General features: G+C 39.8%; 18 protein-coding genes. 10 read left to right on the top strand and 8 right to left on the bottom strand.

All coding sequences use genetic code 11. From position 1 onward, the window contains the following. Positions 1-155: 155 nt before the first annotated feature. Together DCC39_RS12295 and DCC39_RS12285 are read left to right on the top strand one after the other, a co-directional pair. The gene (locus DCC39_RS12295; protein ID WP_116555203.1) at positions 156-722 is read left to right on the top strand and encodes a Uma2 family endonuclease; all 567 of its coding nucleotides are present in this window, start codon (positions 156-158) and stop codon (positions 720-722) included. Between the two features lie 384 nt (positions 723-1,106). Next, positions 1,107-2,171, top strand: a complete 1,065-nt coding sequence (locus DCC39_RS12285) for an NAD(P)/FAD-dependent oxidoreductase (protein WP_116555202.1) — start codon at positions 1,107-1,109, stop codon at positions 2,169-2,171. A gap of 34 nt (positions 2,172-2,205) precedes the next feature. Here DCC39_RS12285 and DCC39_RS12280 read toward each other — a convergent pair whose 3' ends face one another. From DCC39_RS12280 to DCC39_RS12270, 3 genes are read right to left on the bottom strand one after another with little or no spacing between them, the layout of a single operon-like run. Then, entirely contained in the window at positions 2,206-2,811 is a 606-nt protein-coding gene (locus tag DCC39_RS12280) for an SCO family protein (protein ID WP_116555201.1), read from the bottom strand. Continuing rightward, entirely contained in the window at positions 2,808-3,281 is a 474-nt protein-coding gene (locus DCC39_RS12275; RefSeq protein ID WP_116555200.1) for a hypothetical protein, read from the bottom strand. Before DCC39_RS12275 ends, DCC39_RS12280 begins: the two co-directional genes overlap by 4 nt. Then, positions 3,235-3,699, bottom strand: a complete 465-nt coding sequence (locus DCC39_RS12270; protein ID WP_240613633.1) for a hypothetical protein — start codon at positions 3,697-3,699, stop codon at positions 3,235-3,237. Before DCC39_RS12270 ends, DCC39_RS12275 begins: the two co-directional genes overlap by 47 nt. A gap of 174 nt (positions 3,700-3,873) precedes the next feature. On the opposite strand from DCC39_RS12270, the gene DCC39_RS12265 reads away from it, so the two are divergent. Further along, positions 3,874-5,919: a catalase gene (locus tag DCC39_RS12265; protein WP_116555198.1), complete on the top strand. Its 2,046-nt coding sequence runs from the start codon at positions 3,874-3,876 to the stop codon at positions 5,917-5,919. A gap of 115 nt (positions 5,920-6,034) precedes the next feature. Here DCC39_RS12265 and pdxK read toward each other — a convergent pair whose 3' ends face one another. Next, positions 6,035-6,859, bottom strand: a complete 825-nt coding sequence (pdxK, locus tag DCC39_RS12260) for a pyridoxine/pyridoxal/pyridoxamine kinase (RefSeq protein ID WP_116555197.1) — start codon at positions 6,857-6,859, stop codon at positions 6,035-6,037. Positions 6,860-7,069: 210 nt separating this feature from the next. Here pdxK and DCC39_RS12255 point away from each other — a divergent pair, with 210 nt between their 5' ends. Next, on the top strand, positions 7,070-8,326 hold the full coding sequence (locus DCC39_RS12255; RefSeq protein WP_116555196.1) for a cytochrome P450: 1,257 nt from the start codon (positions 7,070-7,072) through the stop codon (positions 8,324-8,326). Between the two features lie 73 nt (positions 8,327-8,399). Here DCC39_RS12255 and DCC39_RS19125 read toward each other — a convergent pair whose 3' ends face one another. Continuing rightward, positions 8,400-8,543: a hypothetical protein gene (locus tag DCC39_RS19125; protein WP_165820860.1), complete on the bottom strand. Its 144-nt coding sequence runs from the start codon at positions 8,541-8,543 to the stop codon at positions 8,400-8,402. 255 nt (positions 8,544-8,798) lie between these two features. On the opposite strand from DCC39_RS19125, the gene DCC39_RS12250 reads away from it, so the two are divergent. The 3 genes from DCC39_RS12250 (at position 8,799) to DCC39_RS12240 (ending at position 10,552) form a co-directional block, all read left to right on the top strand. Next, positions 8,799-9,095 carry a DUF3817 domain-containing protein gene (locus tag DCC39_RS12250; RefSeq protein ID WP_116555195.1) on the top strand — a complete coding sequence of 99 codons (297 nt, stop codon included), beginning with the start codon at positions 8,799-8,801 and terminating at the stop codon, positions 9,093-9,095. Positions 9,096-9,159: 64 nt separating this feature from the next. Further along, positions 9,160-9,909: an exodeoxyribonuclease III gene (locus DCC39_RS12245; RefSeq protein ID WP_116555194.1), complete on the top strand. Its 750-nt coding sequence runs from the start codon at positions 9,160-9,162 to the stop codon at positions 9,907-9,909. Positions 9,910-10,120: 211 nt separating this feature from the next. Further along, positions 10,121-10,552 carry a sulfurtransferase gene (locus tag DCC39_RS12240; RefSeq protein WP_116555193.1) on the top strand — a complete coding sequence of 144 codons (432 nt, stop codon included), beginning with the start codon at positions 10,121-10,123 and terminating at the stop codon, positions 10,550-10,552. Positions 10,553-10,865: 313 nt separating this feature from the next. Here the strand turns inward: DCC39_RS12240 and DCC39_RS12235 are convergent, their stop codons facing one another. Genes DCC39_RS12235 through DCC39_RS12225 form a run of 3 tightly spaced genes read right to left on the bottom strand, consistent with a single transcriptional unit; the run spans position 10,866 to position 13,552 of the window. Further along, positions 10,866-11,621 (bottom strand): ABC transporter permease, encoded by a 756-nt coding sequence (locus DCC39_RS12235; protein ID WP_116555192.1) that lies wholly within the window; start codon positions 11,619-11,621, stop codon positions 10,866-10,868. Continuing rightward, positions 11,622-12,350 carry an ABC transporter ATP-binding protein gene (locus tag DCC39_RS12230; RefSeq protein ID WP_116555244.1) on the bottom strand — a complete coding sequence of 243 codons (729 nt, stop codon included), beginning with the start codon at positions 12,348-12,350 and terminating at the stop codon, positions 11,622-11,624. It abuts the gene before it with no gap. 29 nt (positions 12,351-12,379) lie between these two features. After that, complete coding sequence (locus DCC39_RS12225) at positions 12,380-13,552, bottom strand: hypothetical protein (RefSeq protein ID WP_116555191.1); 1,173 nt, start codon at positions 13,550-13,552, stop codon at positions 12,380-12,382. A gap of 87 nt (positions 13,553-13,639) precedes the next feature. On the opposite strand from DCC39_RS12225, the gene DCC39_RS12220 reads away from it, so the two are divergent. From DCC39_RS12220 to DCC39_RS12210, 3 genes are all read left to right on the top strand, one after another. Continuing rightward, the gene (locus tag DCC39_RS12220) at positions 13,640-14,164 is read left to right on the top strand and encodes a hypothetical protein (RefSeq protein WP_116555190.1); all 525 of its coding nucleotides are present in this window, start codon (positions 13,640-13,642) and stop codon (positions 14,162-14,164) included. A gap of 106 nt (positions 14,165-14,270) precedes the next feature. Beyond that, complete coding sequence (locus tag DCC39_RS12215) at positions 14,271-15,095, top strand: undecaprenyl-diphosphate phosphatase (RefSeq protein ID WP_116555189.1); 825 nt, start codon at positions 14,271-14,273, stop codon at positions 15,093-15,095. Positions 15,096-15,330: 235 nt separating this feature from the next. Further along, positions 15,331-15,580: helix-turn-helix domain-containing protein (locus tag DCC39_RS12210; protein WP_165820859.1), on the top strand; the 250-nt coding region annotated here is incomplete at its 3' end.

The raw sequence follows: 15,580 nt of genomic DNA, 5'->3' as shown, positions 1-15,580 counted from the left end.
TCTCTCATTCTGAAAGAAGTTGCGTAGCTGGTTGTGATAAAATTGTTATAGTTTGCAGGGATAATGGGGGATCATTAAAATCATTCAAATGAGCAACTGGTTTATTGTTTCGTGGTATAATGGTTGAAATCAATCGTTTGAGGAGGCGATCCTTTTTGAGTCTTCCGCACGAACGAAAAGTAAGCATCGAGCAATTTTACAAAATGAGGGAAGAAACAACTGAATTATTGGAATACATGGATGGAATCGTGTTGTTGTCGCCTTCTCCGTCAACCGCACACCAGAGGGTTTCGGCTCGGCTACAAGCAAGGCTGTTTCATTTTTTGGAAGGCGGAGAATGTGAGGTCTTTAGTGCACCATATGATGTTCAACTGTACCGGAAAGATTTGAAGGGTACAAATATTTTTATGCCGGATTTATCAGTGATATGTGATAAAGAAGGAATCGAGGAAAACCGATATGTTGGTGTGCCAACTGTGGTTGCTGAAATTTTAAGCCCATCGAATCAAAGCCACGATTTGGTGACGAAAATGGAGGCTTACATGAAATACGGCGTGAAGGAGTATTGGATTGTCAATCCGATGTTAAAATCGATCCAATTATACGCTATAAATGAAAATGGTGTATATCAACAGATAGAAGTAATGAAAAATACAGGGCTTGTAAAATCTGAAGTGTTAAAAGGATTCCAGGTTAGGTTAGAGGATATTTTTAAATCATAATTAAACCAAACAAGAGATAACAGTGAAAGCAAATTAAAACCAATTGCTTTACGATTGTTATCTCTTTTTTCTATTTAGGATGATTTTTTTAACATGTAGCTTGTTGCAAGGCTTCTTGATATTTCGGATACCACTTTTTCCAGTGAGCTTTACGGTTTTCGATTGCTTGTAGCGCCTCGATTACTTCTAAGCAAACATGCCAACCAGCTAAATCCTTCGTTGTCTGGCCTTTTCATGCAAATCTCCTCTTTTTGTTGAAAGTAAAGAAAAATTTATTGATAATGATTATCAATATCAGTATAATACTTACTATAATTGCGTCTTTATTTATTGTTAATAACTTATTGAGAATGGTAATCAATAAACAACTGAGGAGTGAAGGAAATGGATCAGCACGATTTATTTGATGTGACAGTGATTGGAGGGGGACCGGCAGGGCTTTACTCCGCTTTTTATAGCGGGTTAAGAGAAATGAAAACAAAGCTTATCGAATATCAACCGCAATTAGGCGGAAAAATACATGTTTATCCAGAGAAAATGATTTGGGATGTTGGAGGGCAGACGCCAATTCTAGGCTCAGCACTCATTACACAGCTTGTCGAACAAGGCCTAACGTTTAACCCAGAAGTCGTGCTAAATGAAAAAATAGAATCGATCACACGCAATGGAGAAGGCATGTTTGTCTTACATGCTGCTTCTGGCCAAAAGCATGTTTCAAAAACGGTCATTGTTGCAGTTGGAGGAGGAATATTGAATCCGAAAAAGTTGGAGATTGAAGGAGCAGAGAGATTTGAAGTGTCTAATTTACATTATACAGTAAAGTCATTACAACGCTTTAAAGGGAAAACGGTCATCATTTCCGGTGGAGGAAATTCCGCGATTGATTGGGCGAATGAAATAGAGCCGATCGCAAGGAAGGTCTATTTAACATATCGAAAAGCCGCCTTGGCGGGCCATGAAGCACAAGTCAAGCAGCTTATGAACAGTTCCGCTGTTTGTTTCTTTGATACGTCGATTACAAAATTAATTCCTTGTTCAAATAACGAGAAGATTGAGCGTGTTGAACTGACAAATCACAAAACAGGAGAAAAAACACTTTTGCCAATTGATGAAGTAATTATTAATCACGGCTATGAACGGGATATGTCATTACTTGAAAACAGCGAATTGGACATTGCAAGAGTTGACCATTATTTTATTGCGGGAAATTCAACAAGCGAATCATCTGTTGAAGGCCTTTATGCTGCTGGAGATATTCTGCAATATGATGGAAAATTAAACTTAATTGCGGGTGCTTTTCAGGATGCGGCCAACGCGGTAAACAAAGCAAAGCAATTTATTCAGCCAAATGCAAATAAAACCGCCATGGTCTCTTCCCATCATGAAATCTTTAAAAAGCGGAATCGGGCATTGATAAAACAAATGATGAATGAGAAGTTTAAGTATTAGAGCGAGCGAATGAATAAGCCCTTTTTGAATATGATTACTCTTGGTGAATTAAGTAACGAATGTCCACTAAAATTTTTTCTCGATCAACTGGTTTATCCCTAGAAGCCATATCGTAGAGCGCCCGTACTTGATTTTTATTGTCAATTAAATACATGGTTGTGGAATGCGAAAAGAAATCGCCTTCGACTTTTGTGTATTGCATTTGGAGTTCTTTCGCAATCTTTGCTGTTTCTTCTTCCGTTCCTCTCAGCCATTTCCATCCAGCTGTATCGGCTTGGAAAGATTTTGCATAGCTTTGAATGACCTCACGTGTGTCGTTTTCCGGGTCAAAAGAGAGGGAAATGAGTTCAACCTTATCTCCAAGCAAATCCTCTTTTTTCAACTGTTCCTGGAGAAGGCTAAAATCGGCCATTGTTAATGGACAAAAATCAGGGCACCGCGTATAAAAAAATGCGAGTATTTTTACTTTTTCATTGTTTAATTGGTATCCGTTTGCATGCACTTCTTCCAACTGAATGTCGCTAACTTTTCCTAGAACAGGGAGCTTTTCATTTTTCGGCCAAAGTAAGGTAACAAGGGCAAAACCCGCGATGCTAATGAGGAGAAGAATCAAGGGTACAAACTTTTTATTTTTTTTCACAGCTTTTTTCCACCTTCAAAAAGTAATAATGCAGGCGTTATCATAAGGAAAATGCCAAATGTGCTAAAGAGCATGATGTTTTCATCAATCGTATTTGGATGGGCGGACGGTAGACTGCATAAAGAAGGATTTTGAATGACAGCGCCAAGCATTGTTCCCATGATCCCCCCGATAACCCCATGGTAAAAACCCGATAATCGGGCCTTCGGTGTGACGAGTGAACCGTAAATAGCACCAATCAAGCCCCCGATAACAACCGTTAAAACATAGATGACAGATACGTTCTCTGGCAATAAAAAATAAATGTTCATTCCGCTGTTCAAGCTTAAAATGCTGGCCAAACTTCCCATTGCCATTCTGCGGCTCTGAGTAAGTTTTTCTCTTTTTTTATTCAAAAAACGATAAAGAACCACGCCAATAAGACTATTTATCATAAGAAGGCTCAGGTGAATCATTATCATCTTCAGCATACAGCTCCTTCCTCGATGAGCAGATAACGAGGAAAATTGAAAAAATAAATAAAACCTCAATAAATAGTAGAAATAACGTGCTATTTTTGGCTACCGCGCCGATCATCGGAGACATAAGTCCCATCATTAAACCGTTTGTATATCCTGTTATAAGTGTTTTAAAGTCAAATAATCCTCCAAACAATGCTCCCGCTCCCATGCCAACGACCGTGGTAACTATCGTTACTAGAACGTAGTGCAATGGGAATTGATAGATTAGAATAACCCCTGTCACAACTGCTAAAAAACCCCCGGTTATAGTTGCTGAATTCATGACGGTATGAAAGCCTATTCGGCGACGAATTTTTAAAAGATAAATGTATGCTATACCGACTGCTAACATGTTCGCATAAAGGAGAAAACCTAGATATTTGAACAAAGCCGTCACCCTTTGAAATTTCTTCTCTTTCTCACTCACTGTAGTATATGTGAAACATTTTCCATTAATTGCAAGAAGGTTTTTTCTGTCTAAAAATCATGCGAAAATCCTATTTTTAATCGAAAAAAATAGGGTATGAGACTAGAGAGAACTTTTTACAGGGGAGGAGAAAAGATGAGCGGCACCTTCAAAAGAAACAGTAACAAAAAGGATGAGCAGCTACAGAAATTTCGTTCAAATGATCGCGATAAAAAAATGACGACAAATCAAGGACTGCCAGTGTCAGAGGATGAATTTTCACTCAAGGCTGGCGAACGAGGCCCCACACTTATGGAAGACTTTCATTTCCGCGAAAAAATGACGCATTTTGACCATGAGCGGATTCCTGAAAGAGTCGTTCATGCGAGAGGGTATGCGGCACATGGCGAATTTGAGCTGTACGAATCGATGAAGGACTATACGAAAGCAAAGTTTTTACAGAAACCAGGTTCGAAAACGCCTGTTTTCGTTCGATTTTCTACAGTCGTGGGATCGCGCGGATCCGGGGAATTGGCAAGGGATGTACGCGGCTTTGCGACGAAGTTTTACACGGAAGAAGGAAACTATGATCTCGTTGGGAATAATATACCTGTTTTCTTTATTCAGGATGCCATTAAATTTCCTGATCTTATCCATGCGGTGAAGCCGGAGCCGCATAATGAAATTCCGCAAGCGGCGACAGCCCACGACACGTTCTGGGATTTCGTTGCCAATAACCAGGAGTCGGCACATATGATCATGTGGGCCATGTCTGATCGGGCCATTCCGCGAAGCTTCCGAATGATGGAAGGGTTTGGCGTCAATACGTTCCGTTTTATAAATGAGGAAGGGAAAGCGTTTTTTGTGAAGTTTCATTGGAAGCCTTTGCTTGGCGTCCATTCTGTTGTTTGGGATGAAGCTCAGAAATTGAATGGAAAGAATCCAGACTTCCATCGCCAGGATTTATACGAGTCAATTGAAAAAGGAGACTATCCGGAATTTGAGCTTGGAGTTCAGATTATTAATGAAGAAGACGAGTTCATGTTTGATTTTGATATTCTCGATCCGACAAAAATTTGGCCCGAGGAAGATGTACCTGTAAAAATTATCGGAAAGATGACGTTAAACCGAAATGTTGATAACGTGTTTGCGGAAACAGAACAGGTTGCTTTCCACCCAGGGAATGTCGTACCAGGCATCGATTTTACGAACGACCCGCTTCTTCAGGGACGGCTGTTTTCCTATACGGATACCCAGCTCATCCGTCTTGGAGGACCAAATTTTCACGAATTGCCGATTAATCGCCCTGTATGCCCGTTTCACAATAACCAGCGCGATGGTTATGGACGGCAAACAATCAATGTTGGCCAAGTAAGCTATCATAATAATTCCCTAGCAAAGAATACTCCATCGCCGGCAAGTGAGGAAGACGGCGGTTATGTACATTATCAAGAAAAAGTTGACGGGCGAAAAATAAGGGCGCGCAGCGACAGTTTTAAAGATCACTTTTCTCAAGCAGTCCTTTTCTGGAACAGCATGAGCAATGCGGAGAAAGAACATATTAAAAATGCGTTCAGCTTTGAACTGGGCATGTGTAAGGAAAAGACAGTCCGCCAGCAAGTTGTTGATATGTTTGCCAATGTGAGTCTTGAATTGGCACAGGCCGTGGCAAAAAACGTTGGGGTTGTGCCACCGGAAACCGGCGGATCAAGCATGACAAAAGCTTCACCTGCGTTAAGCCAGGAAAATACGGTTAAAAAACCGGATACGCGAAAAATCGCTGTATTGATTAGTGAAGGTTTTGACCAACGTGCAGGTGAAATCATCGGCGAATTGAAAAAGAAAGGAACTCAGCCTGTTATCATTAGTGAAGAACAAGGTTTGGTAGACGAAGAGAACGGCATGGCAATCGAGGCAGATCATACGTTCTTGACTGCAGATTCCGTATTATTTGATGCGGTGTATGTTGTCGGCGGAGCGAAGATGAGTGAAAAGTTTCAACAGGATGCTTCATATTTTGTAAAGGAAGCATATTCCCACTACAAGCCAATCGGCGCCACACACCAAGGGAAACACTTGCTTGACATGAACAAGCTGACAGGAAATGCTGGTGTCGTGACAGGGGATGATGCCGGCAACTTTGTTGAAAAATTTGTGGAAGCCGTAGCGGAGCACCGGTTTTGGGAGCGGAAAATTTTATAATAATTCAAACACAAACTTCCCTTTTCTAATAGAAATGGGAAGTTTGCTATTCTAAATTATCGATCGATTGGAGGGAAAAATAGAGTGTTTTCTGTGCTATAGGAAGAGGTGTTACCTATTTCTTTTGGGAGTCAATGCCAAATTGATTATAAGCCCCATGCATGACAGGCCCCACATATTCATTTAGCTTCCAACCATGGGTAATGGCGGCATAAACAAAATCCTTCGCTGCTGACACTGCCTCTTTCACCGATTTTCCTTTTGCAAGGTTAGCCGTAATTGAAGCTGCAAATGTGCAGCCGGCTCCATGATTATATGTTGTATCCACTTTATCTTTTTCAAGAAGGGTAAAGTCTTGTCCATCATAGAAGAGATCGACTGCTTTTTCATGTTCAAGTGCCTTTCCGCCTTTAATCACAACATTTTTGGCGCCAAGCTCATGGATTTTTACGGCTGCTTCTTTCATGCCTTCAATTGTTTTGATGGGGCCTGTTTTCGCGAGCTGGCCCGCTTCAAACAGGTTCGGCGTTGTGATGGTTGCACGTGGAAGAAGCAATTCGCGCATTGCATCGGTATTTTCCGGCTGTAGTACTTCATCTTCCCCTTTGCAAACCATAACGGGATCAATGACGACATTTTCCAGCTTGTATTCATCTATTTTTTTCGCACCTAGCTCAATAATCTCAACTGAACCAAGCATGCCGGTTTTCATTGCATCAATTCCAACAGATAAAATTGTATTCAATTGCTTTTCCACAATATTAACGTCAATAGGGTATACACCATGGCTCCAATGATTATCCGGATCCATTGTAACGATGGACGTAAGGGCCGTCATGCCATATACGCCATTTTCTTGAAAGGTTTTTAAATCGGCTTGGATACCTGCACCCCCGCTTGAGTCAGATCCAGCCAATGTCAATGTTTTTTTCATAGTCATCAAACATTCCTCCAAACGTACTTTTAATCCAACTGTATTTATAGGATATACCAATTTTTAATTAAAAAAAAGAAATAAATATGGACATTTTTGAGGAAATGATTCACTTCTTGGTGGAAATCTTTTTTGTTTATCGTTTCAAAGGGGGCAAATAGGGAACAATTTAAAAAGAGTTAACTTGTAAATTTACGGCTAAAGGAGATGAACATGATGACGGATTATAGTGAAATGCCTGAGGAAACCGGGATTGATCATAGCTTGAGCCTACTAAGGGAAGGGTACTTATTCATTCCGAACAGGCGCCATAGTTTTCATTCCGATGTTTTTGAAACGAAATTATTGGGAAAAAGGGCGATATGCATGGGAGGAAAAGACGCTGCGGAAATTTTTTATGATAATGAAAAGTTCAAAAGACATGGCGCAGCTCCGAACAGAGTGAAAGAAACACTATTTGGCGAAAAAGGTGTCCAAACATTGGACGGGGAAGCCCATCGGCACCGGAAAGCGATGTTTATGTCGTTAATGTTGCCTGAGCGCCTCGACGAACTGGCCGACATGCTAAAAAAACAGTGGGAAGTTGCGGTCAATAAATGGAAGGAAATGGATGAAGTCGTTTTCTATGAAGAAACAAAAAAACTCCTTTGCATCACCGCATGCCAATGGGCGGGAGTGCCGTTATCTGGGGACGAGCTGGAGCAGAGAACAGAGGAGCTAAGTTCCTTGTTCGAATCACCTGCAGCAGTCGGGCCGAAGCACTGGAAAGGGAGACACGGCCGAAACGCAGCAGAAAAATGGGTAGGAGAATTAATTGAGCAAGTGCGAGAGGGTGAATTGAAGGCGCCTGAAGGTATGGCATTACATACGATCGCTTCACATCTTGATTTAGAAGGAAATCTTCTAGACCCTAAGATTGCTGCTGTAGAAGTCATCAATATTTTGCGTCCGATTATCGCCATTTCCATTTACATCAACTTCCTTGCGCTTGCGTTATATCATTATCCAGAAGAAAAAGAGAAGATAAAATCGAAAGGCGAAACATACGCGGAAATGTTCATTCAGGAAGTTCGCCGTTTTTATCCATTTTTTCCTGCTGCAGTTGCCTTAGTAAAAAAGGATTTCACTTGGAAAGGGTACGAATTCAAAGAGGGAACGTTAACCTTGCTTGATTTATATGGAACGAATCATGACCCGGAACCTTGGGACAATCCTGATGTGTTTCATCCGGAACGGTTTGCCCATTGGGATGGAGACCTTTACAATTTCATACCTCAGGGTGGAGGGGATTATTATACAGGCCACCGTTGTGCTGGAGAATGGGCGACCATTCAAGTGATGAAAGTAAGCTTAGATTTTTTAGTGAATCGGATGGATTATGAGGTTCCTGATCAAGATTTAAGTTTCAGCATGGTCAATATGCCAAGCATTCCTAAAAGTAAAATTGTCATTAAAAATGTTAAGCCTAAATAAAAGCAAAGCCCTCTTTTAGAGAAAATTTCTAAAAGAGGGTTTATAATTTCCCAGTTAAATCATTGTTTCAACGTTATTCCTTAATTCCTTCCAGCCATTCAGCGTAGCAATGTTTGCACATCGTTTCTTCACGTTCTTCATTTTCATGAAAAAACGAAATGTAATGAACATGTTTTTCATCAATCTCATCATCACAATAGAAGCACTTATTTTCCATTCGTTCGCCATCCCTTTTTCATGAAATAATTTGTAAAGACATCGTTTATTTTTTCCATTGGTTTAAGAAAAATTCGAACAAAAATGATGGTTCATGAAAAAAGGCGTGAGCTTGTAATGATATATAGAGAATCCCCACGTTGCATTGGACAAACAATGTTTTAATCATTTAACGCAGAAAATGCAGAAGGAATCGCTGTACAGGACTGCAATCCGATCCTATAATGAATAGAGTTGTAGATTTTAGGAGGAAGCGATGTTCAAGAATGCATTAAAACAATTTCGAGTCTTAGGTATACTAGAAGGCAGCTCACTTCTCGTATTGTTATTTATTGCAATGCCGTTAAAATATTTTATGGATATGCCAGAAGCGGTAAGCGTCTTTGGCATGATCCATGGGATCCTGTTCACGGTGTATTGTGTGGCGATTATTTATGCGGCATTTGCCGTGAGATGGCCGTTTCGATTTACGATTGGGGCATTTGTTGCTGCATTCATCCCGTTCGGTAATTTTATTTTGGACAGTCGTCTAAAATTGTTAGAAACGAATTAAATCTATAACAATAACTGTTTTCCTTTTCTAGGGGGCGGTTATTTTTTTATGGGGGAATCAATAAATGAAGCTTGTTTCATGGAATGTTAACGGATTAAGGGCTTGTGTCCGGAAGGGGTTTCTTGATTATTTTGAGAAAGTAAATGCGGATATTTTTTGTGTTCAAGAGACGAAATTACAACCAGGTCAAATTGATTTGGAACTAAAGGGATATGATCAATATTGGAATTACGCGATAAAGAAGGGATATTCGGGAACAGCTGTATTTACGAAAATAAAACCGTTATCTGTTAAGTACGGTGTCGGTGATTCAAACGAAGAAGAAGGTAGAATCATTACGCTGGAGTACGAAAGCTTTTATTTGGTCAATGTATATACACCGAATTCGCAACGTGATTTGGCACGCTTGTCTTATCGTCTTCAATGGGAAGAGGACATACGGACATATTTGAAAAAATTGGATGATGTGAAACCGGTCATTTTATGTGGAGATTTAAATGTCGCGCATCAAGAAATTGATTTAAAAAATGTGAAATCCAATAGAGGCAATTCAGGTTTTACCTTTGAAGAACGCGAGAAGATGACAGCACTTCTTAAGGAAGGATTTATCGATACGTTTCGATATTTCTATCCACAAAAAGAAGGAGCGTACACCTGGTGGTCCTATATGAATAAAGTCAGAGAGCGGAATATTGGGTGGCGAATTGATTACTTTCTAGTATCTAATCGGCTTGAAGCAAGGCTGAAGGATGCCGCCATTCATTCCCATGTGCTAGGAAGTGATCATTGTCCGATTGTGTTGGAGATTGACTAATAAGGGAATGTATTGTATCACACGAACATCAATTTTGAGATTGAAAACATGGTCTGGCATTTAATTCATACTAAAACTATATAAATTGTGAGATATAATGAAATTAGGTACAATACCCTTAACAACGTAAGTGATTAAGCTATATACAACATTTCAATAATTGTGGGGTTTACGGGTGTTATCGTGATAAATTTCAAGGAGGGAAATAAAAATGCGTAACATACCAATGATTGTTACTACAGAATGGCTTGCGGAAAGACTTGATGACCCTAATTTAAGTCTATTGGATGTGACGACGTTCTTACAACATACAGATGATGGCCCTAATAAAGTTTGGTCAGGGAGGGAGGCGTATGAGAAAGAACATATACTTGGTGCGGTTTTTGCCGATTTATTGAAGGAATACTCTGATCCTGATGATGACAAATTGAGAGAAACATTTGAAAAGGTTGGTGCCCTCGACCCAAACAAAAAAGTAATTACCTATTGCGGCGGTGGAATTGCAGCGACTTGGAATGCCCTTCTTTTAAACAAGTTAGGCCAGAATAATGTAGCGGTATACGATGGCTCAATGTCGGAATGGGCTGCGGATCCTACATTACCATTGGACACAGTAGACAACAAAAATCGAAATAATGAATAAAGATGACAAAAGGTTTTTGACAAATCATAAGGGGTATGGGCTATAGAGACCCATCCCTCTTTAAAGTATATTTGCTCTAACTTAATCTACTTGATATGCATAGGTAACAAAGCGATCCCCGAATCGTTAGAATGAATAAAGTTCTAGTGTATTGATATCATCTTAATAACTCACAATTGGATTTGATAGAAAGAAACTGCGAACTTTCAAAAGGTGAAAAATAAGGGTAAGTGCCGTTACAAACATTTCTTACATGGATAGCACTTCCCCATACGTTTTAATTATTCATTTGCAACATCCACCAAAAGCAGGATTAATTTCTTACTTTCAAAAGTTGCATCCGTTCATTGAATAAAGAAGGATATGATAAGAAGCCGAGCATGGCGCTTGAAATCGCTGCAGAAGTTAATAGTAGAAAAACAACGAGCAGTTGGAACATGACTGCTTGGAGTGGATCGGCTCCAGCGATAATTTGTCCGCTCATCATACCTGGCAATTGCACGAGCCCCATTGTTTTTTGACTTTCAATTGTCGGGATCATGCTTGCTTTAATCGAGGAGATGAGCTGGGAGTGAATCGCTTGTTTCGGCGTACCGCCGAGTGAAAGGATAAGCTCTGTTTCATCCTCGTGCGAATCTACTTCTGCCATGAAGCGATTCAAGAAAAGAATCGAAAGGACCATCGCATTTCCAATCACCATTCCACTGATTGGAATCACATATTGTGCTGTCGGGGGTGTGATGTGAAACCCGATTAAAATACTTTGCGTCAATAGTTCGATAAAGAGAAGCGTAAGGCTGACTTTCCATAGGATGCCTTTAATAAAATGCCCTTTTTTGCGAACGTTGTCAACGGCTGCTACGATCATAAGCAGAATCATAAGCAGAATGTAGATTAGTTGTTCCGAATCGAAGACGAACTTTAAAATATAGCCGACAGCAAGAAGTTGTATGATCGAACGAACGGTAGCGATGATCGTATCTTTCTCTAATCCGAGCTTCAATGCTTTTGATAGGAGGAGCGGAATCAGTACGAAAATAAGCGTCATTGATAATGCGGTTAAACTCATTCAAGTCCCCCCCTCTACAAAACGCTTGACTTCATCTGTCTTTGGTGATTCGAGTAAACTGCTTTCCCCTGTTTCGATTACCTTTCCATTCATCAACACCCACGTATAATGGCCAATGGTCATCGCCTGTTCGAGATGGTGTGTAATCCATATGATCGTTACGTCGTAAGTTCGGTTGATGTCTACAATTAATTGTTCAATATCTTTCGATGAATTTTGGTCTAAAGAAGCAGTAATTTCATCAAGCAACAAGATGCGGGGACGGTTCACAAGCGTTCGTGCAATCGACACCTTTTGCCGCTGTCCACCGGAGAGGTCTTTGCTGTCCCGATGCAAAAACGATTTATCCAAACCAACATCTTCTAAAAACGAAAGCGCTTCTTGCTCTGTCAGCTTTTTCCCAGCAAGTTCAAATGGCAAAGCCATATTCCGAAACACACTACCTCTAATCATAGGTGCATTTTGAAGCGCAATTCCGACAGAGCGACGCAAGTCGACAGGCTTGTATTCCTGTATATGTTTGCCATGGATATAAATGTTTCCGGAAGTAGGAGAAATCAGCCCGTTGCAAAGTTTTAGCAAAGTCGATTTTCCCGCGCCAGAAGGGCCTGCGAGCGTCGTAATTTTCCCATCAGGAAAGGAGCCGGTTATATTTGTTAAAATGTTCGTGTCGTTTATCGAGTAGTTGACACGTTGAAAGTGAATCGCCGGATGATAAAGATTTGAAATGGCTGATAGCACATCCTTTTCAAAAAATATTAATTTGATAAATTTCTTTCTGCCGAGGCGTTATTTTTCCTATTGATGATACGTTTAATAATGGTATAAGGAAGCCATACAAGCGCAATGAAAAGTAAAGAAGCGAGAAAAACACCTGATGCAACCTCTTCAGCGATATTTTTTTCGTCTAAATGTGTGATGTAGACGAGAAAACAGGCAAAAACTGATTCAACAGAAAACAGGATCATATACAGCCAGTGCAGCCTTTCTTTGAACGAATAAAAGTACATGAATGCCAATAAAAACAAATAGATAAGCCCCAGGATCGTGCTGTTTATATGGAAAAAGCCTTTTTCAATCGCAAGCATCGCCAATACGATTCCACAAACGAGAAAGATATAATTATTTAATGCGCGCGGAAACCAATGCCCAAATGAAAAGATTCTTTTTTTCTTTTTTTCATTGGCTTCTGGATTGTTTTTAATGAACTTCTCATTCCACTCCTTGGACAGCTTGGGAGCTTGTGAAGCCCACTGGGATTCAAATGTAAAAGGAAGAAGGAGTTCTTCTTTATTTGATTCAAGCAATTCCAGCCGTTCTTCATCATTCATTTTTTTTCCGTATCTGTTCAATAAAATAACATCCGTGTAACTTAACTTCACTTCATTTTCCTGTAAATGCTTCAGCCAAACTGTCATTTCTGACTGATTGTAAAACGGAATTTTAATTAGCCGCCTGGTGCTTTCATTAAAGACGATAAACAGGACCGGCTTCATTTCCCTGATGATGCGTCCTCCTGATGTTCCTCCTGCTCGCTCCATCATTTGTCGATGAACATAAAAGGAAGCCACAACATATTGAATCGAAGAAAAAGGGATCATACCTTCAGATGGTTGTTTAGGCTTTTCCTCTTCCCAGTATGTAAATTGGATACCCTCCTGTTTTAAAATAAAGTGGGATAAATGGTTATTTTGCCAAATGAGATTTTTGGCAATCTTGTAAAGTTCTTTTACGATCCATAAGCCAAAAGGGATAAAAATAAAAAAAATAAAAAGCCATGGTGATTTAAATAGGACAAAGAGCAAGATTGGTATAATGATTAAAGCGAGTCCGACAACCATTACAAATGCCATGGCTAGAAAATAAAAAACCCACCAAAATGGCTCTTCTTTCTTTAATTGATGATTGTGAATAACGCCTGAATGGTTCAATTCTTTCACTCCAGTTTTATTTTGACGCAAATTCGGAAGAAAGTTAAACTACAATCATGATATCAAAGAGCGTGGTAGGTGGAAATGATGGATTTCATTTTATCGAAATGGCACCTCATTACGATTGCAGCAGGAGTCATTAGTTTTATCGCAATGAGGCTTGGCAAATATACGGCAAGAGAGACTGCCAAAGCAACGCTGGTCACGTTTTTCGCCTTTTACATTGGGCTTAGTTTTGTAGCTTATTTTACTAAGGAAAAAGCAGCTGATGTTTCATCGGAATCGGTAAATACGATTGAAGATCAAATGATAGCGGGGTTAGACCAAGAATATGAGCAGAACAAAGGCATTACATCGAACAGCCATTTGGCTGCTTATGTCAATTCTTTTGAGCAGGACGGAGAATATACGATCGACATTTACGTCGGTAATTACGACAATACAGAGAGCTTTCAAGGCGATGTGAGTATTTTGGTGTTAGATACCGAAGGGAATACCCAAGAAAAAACGTTCGAAGACCTCTCATTAAAACCAGGGGAGAAAAAAGGGATTGAACATTTTACTTCAACAGTAGGAGCTGTTCAATATAAATATAAATTTGAGGAAAAATAAGGATTTGCTATTAATCTATGAAAAATGGTTGCGAAAATCATTGGTGATGATACGATTAGACAGAATCGTTTTCAAGAGGGGAATTATATAAAGAAGGGGAAAAATAATGGAAGCTGATTTACTAACACTATTGAAGTACATATTTCTTGGATTATTGCAAGGCGTAACAGAACCGATTCCAATATCTTCAAGCGGGCATCTTGTTTTAGCCCAGTACTTTTTAGGTATAGAAACAAAGAAATTAACGTTCGAGCTCCTTGTTAATGCGGGTTCACTTATCGCCGTACTCATTATTTATCGGAATGATATCGCAAGGCTTATAAAAAATGGGCTATCTTATCTAATGACACGAAATGAAGCGGCCAAAGCTGATTTCCGTTTTATCATTTATTTGATTATCGCTACAATTCCAGCAGGTGTGCTCGGATTGTTATTTAATGATGTCATTTCTAATTCGGTGAAAGGCGTAAATGGCGTTTATGTTACGGCTATTACACTTTTAATTACAGGGATTGCGTTGTTTCTCATACGAAATCTTAGGGGGAGGAAACAGGATAAAGACATCAGCCTAAAAGATGCGATAATTGTTGGCCTTGCGCAGTCCGTTGCCTTAATACCGGGTATTAGCCGGTCGGGCGCCACAATTGTTGCGGCAATGGGACTAGGGATGAAGCCAGCTACAGCTCTTCGCTTTTCATTTTTATTGTATATCCCTGTCAGTCTAGGCGGTACGCTGCTCAGTGTGACAGATATTGCCAGCGATCCGGATCTGTCCACATTGTTCATTCCATATGCAGCAGCATTTATCGCTTCAATCGTTGCTTCTTATTTTGCGCTTAGATGGTTTATGGGCATAATGGAAAGAGGAAATCTTGTCTATTTTAGTATTTACTGTTTTATTGTCGGTATTGCTGTATTAATTTTTGCTTAAATCATTAGAAGGCCAAGTGAAAGAATAGTTCCCCTTTCTCTTGTCCTTTTTTATCGTATTTAGGCGAGAAGACTCCATCCTCAGCGAAGCAGGGTGGAGATGAATCGCCTTCGGACAAGGGATAGCCCTCAACTATCTCAATTATCTAACTAGTATTTTTCAAATAATCGGGATACTTTCACATGAATGTATGCTATAATGGAAACAAATGTTCCTGTGATAAGAGGTGAGTGTCATGCTAGTCAATAAAGCATATAAGTTTCGCATCTATCCGAATAAAGAACAGGAAATTCTAATTGTCAAAACGATTGGTTGCAGTCGATTTGTGTTTAATTATTTTTTGGACAAGTGGAATCAAGCATACAAAGAAAACGGCAAAGGCTTAACCTATCATGCTTGTTCCGCCAGGCTTCCCCATCTTAAGAAAGAATTCGCATGGTTAAAAGAAGTCGATAGCATTGCGATTCAATCCTCACTCAAAAACC

This window comes from Pueribacillus theae (genome assembly GCF_003097615.1).
In the GTDB taxonomy this organism is placed as follows: domain Bacteria; phylum Bacillota; class Bacilli; order Bacillales; family UBA6769; genus Pueribacillus; species Pueribacillus theae.
This window is presented reverse-complemented; position numbering and strand designations above follow the sequence as displayed.

What these genes read in the sequence shown, in the direction of transcription:
- DCC39_RS12220 (WP_116555190.1), top strand. Translation starts at nt 13,640, where the DNA reads ATGGATTTCATTTTATCGAAATGGCACCTCATTACGATTGCAGCAGGA.
- DCC39_RS19125 (WP_165820860.1), bottom strand. Translation starts at nt 8,543, where the DNA reads ATGGAAAATAAGTGCTTCTATTGTGATGATGAGATTGATGAAAAACAT.
- DCC39_RS12235 (WP_116555192.1), bottom strand. Translation starts at nt 11,621, where the DNA reads ATGAGTTTAACCGCATTATCAATGACGCTTATTTTCGTACTGATTCCG.
- DCC39_RS12240 (WP_116555193.1), top strand. Translation starts at nt 10,121, where the DNA reads ATGCGTAACATACCAATGATTGTTACTACAGAATGGCTTGCGGAAAGA.
- DCC39_RS12255 (WP_116555196.1), top strand. Translation starts at nt 7,070, where the DNA reads ATGACGGATTATAGTGAAATGCCTGAGGAAACCGGGATTGATCATAGC.
- DCC39_RS12285 (WP_116555202.1), top strand. Translation starts at nt 1,107, where the DNA reads ATGGATCAGCACGATTTATTTGATGTGACAGTGATTGGAGGGGGACCG.
- DCC39_RS12250 (WP_116555195.1), top strand. Translation starts at nt 8,799, where the DNA reads ATGTTCAAGAATGCATTAAAACAATTTCGAGTCTTAGGTATACTAGAA.
- DCC39_RS12275 (WP_116555200.1), bottom strand. Translation starts at nt 3,281, where the DNA reads ATGCTGAAGATGATAATGATTCACCTGAGCCTTCTTATGATAAATAGT.
- DCC39_RS12245 (WP_116555194.1), top strand. Translation starts at nt 9,160, where the DNA reads ATGAAGCTTGTTTCATGGAATGTTAACGGATTAAGGGCTTGTGTCCGG.
- DCC39_RS12215 (WP_116555189.1), top strand. Translation starts at nt 14,271, where the DNA reads ATGGAAGCTGATTTACTAACACTATTGAAGTACATATTTCTTGGATTA.
- DCC39_RS12265 (WP_116555198.1), top strand. Translation starts at nt 3,874, where the DNA reads ATGAGCGGCACCTTCAAAAGAAACAGTAACAAAAAGGATGAGCAGCTA.
- pdxK (WP_116555197.1), bottom strand. Translation starts at nt 6,859, where the DNA reads ATGACTATGAAAAAAACATTGACATTGGCTGGATCTGACTCAAGCGGG.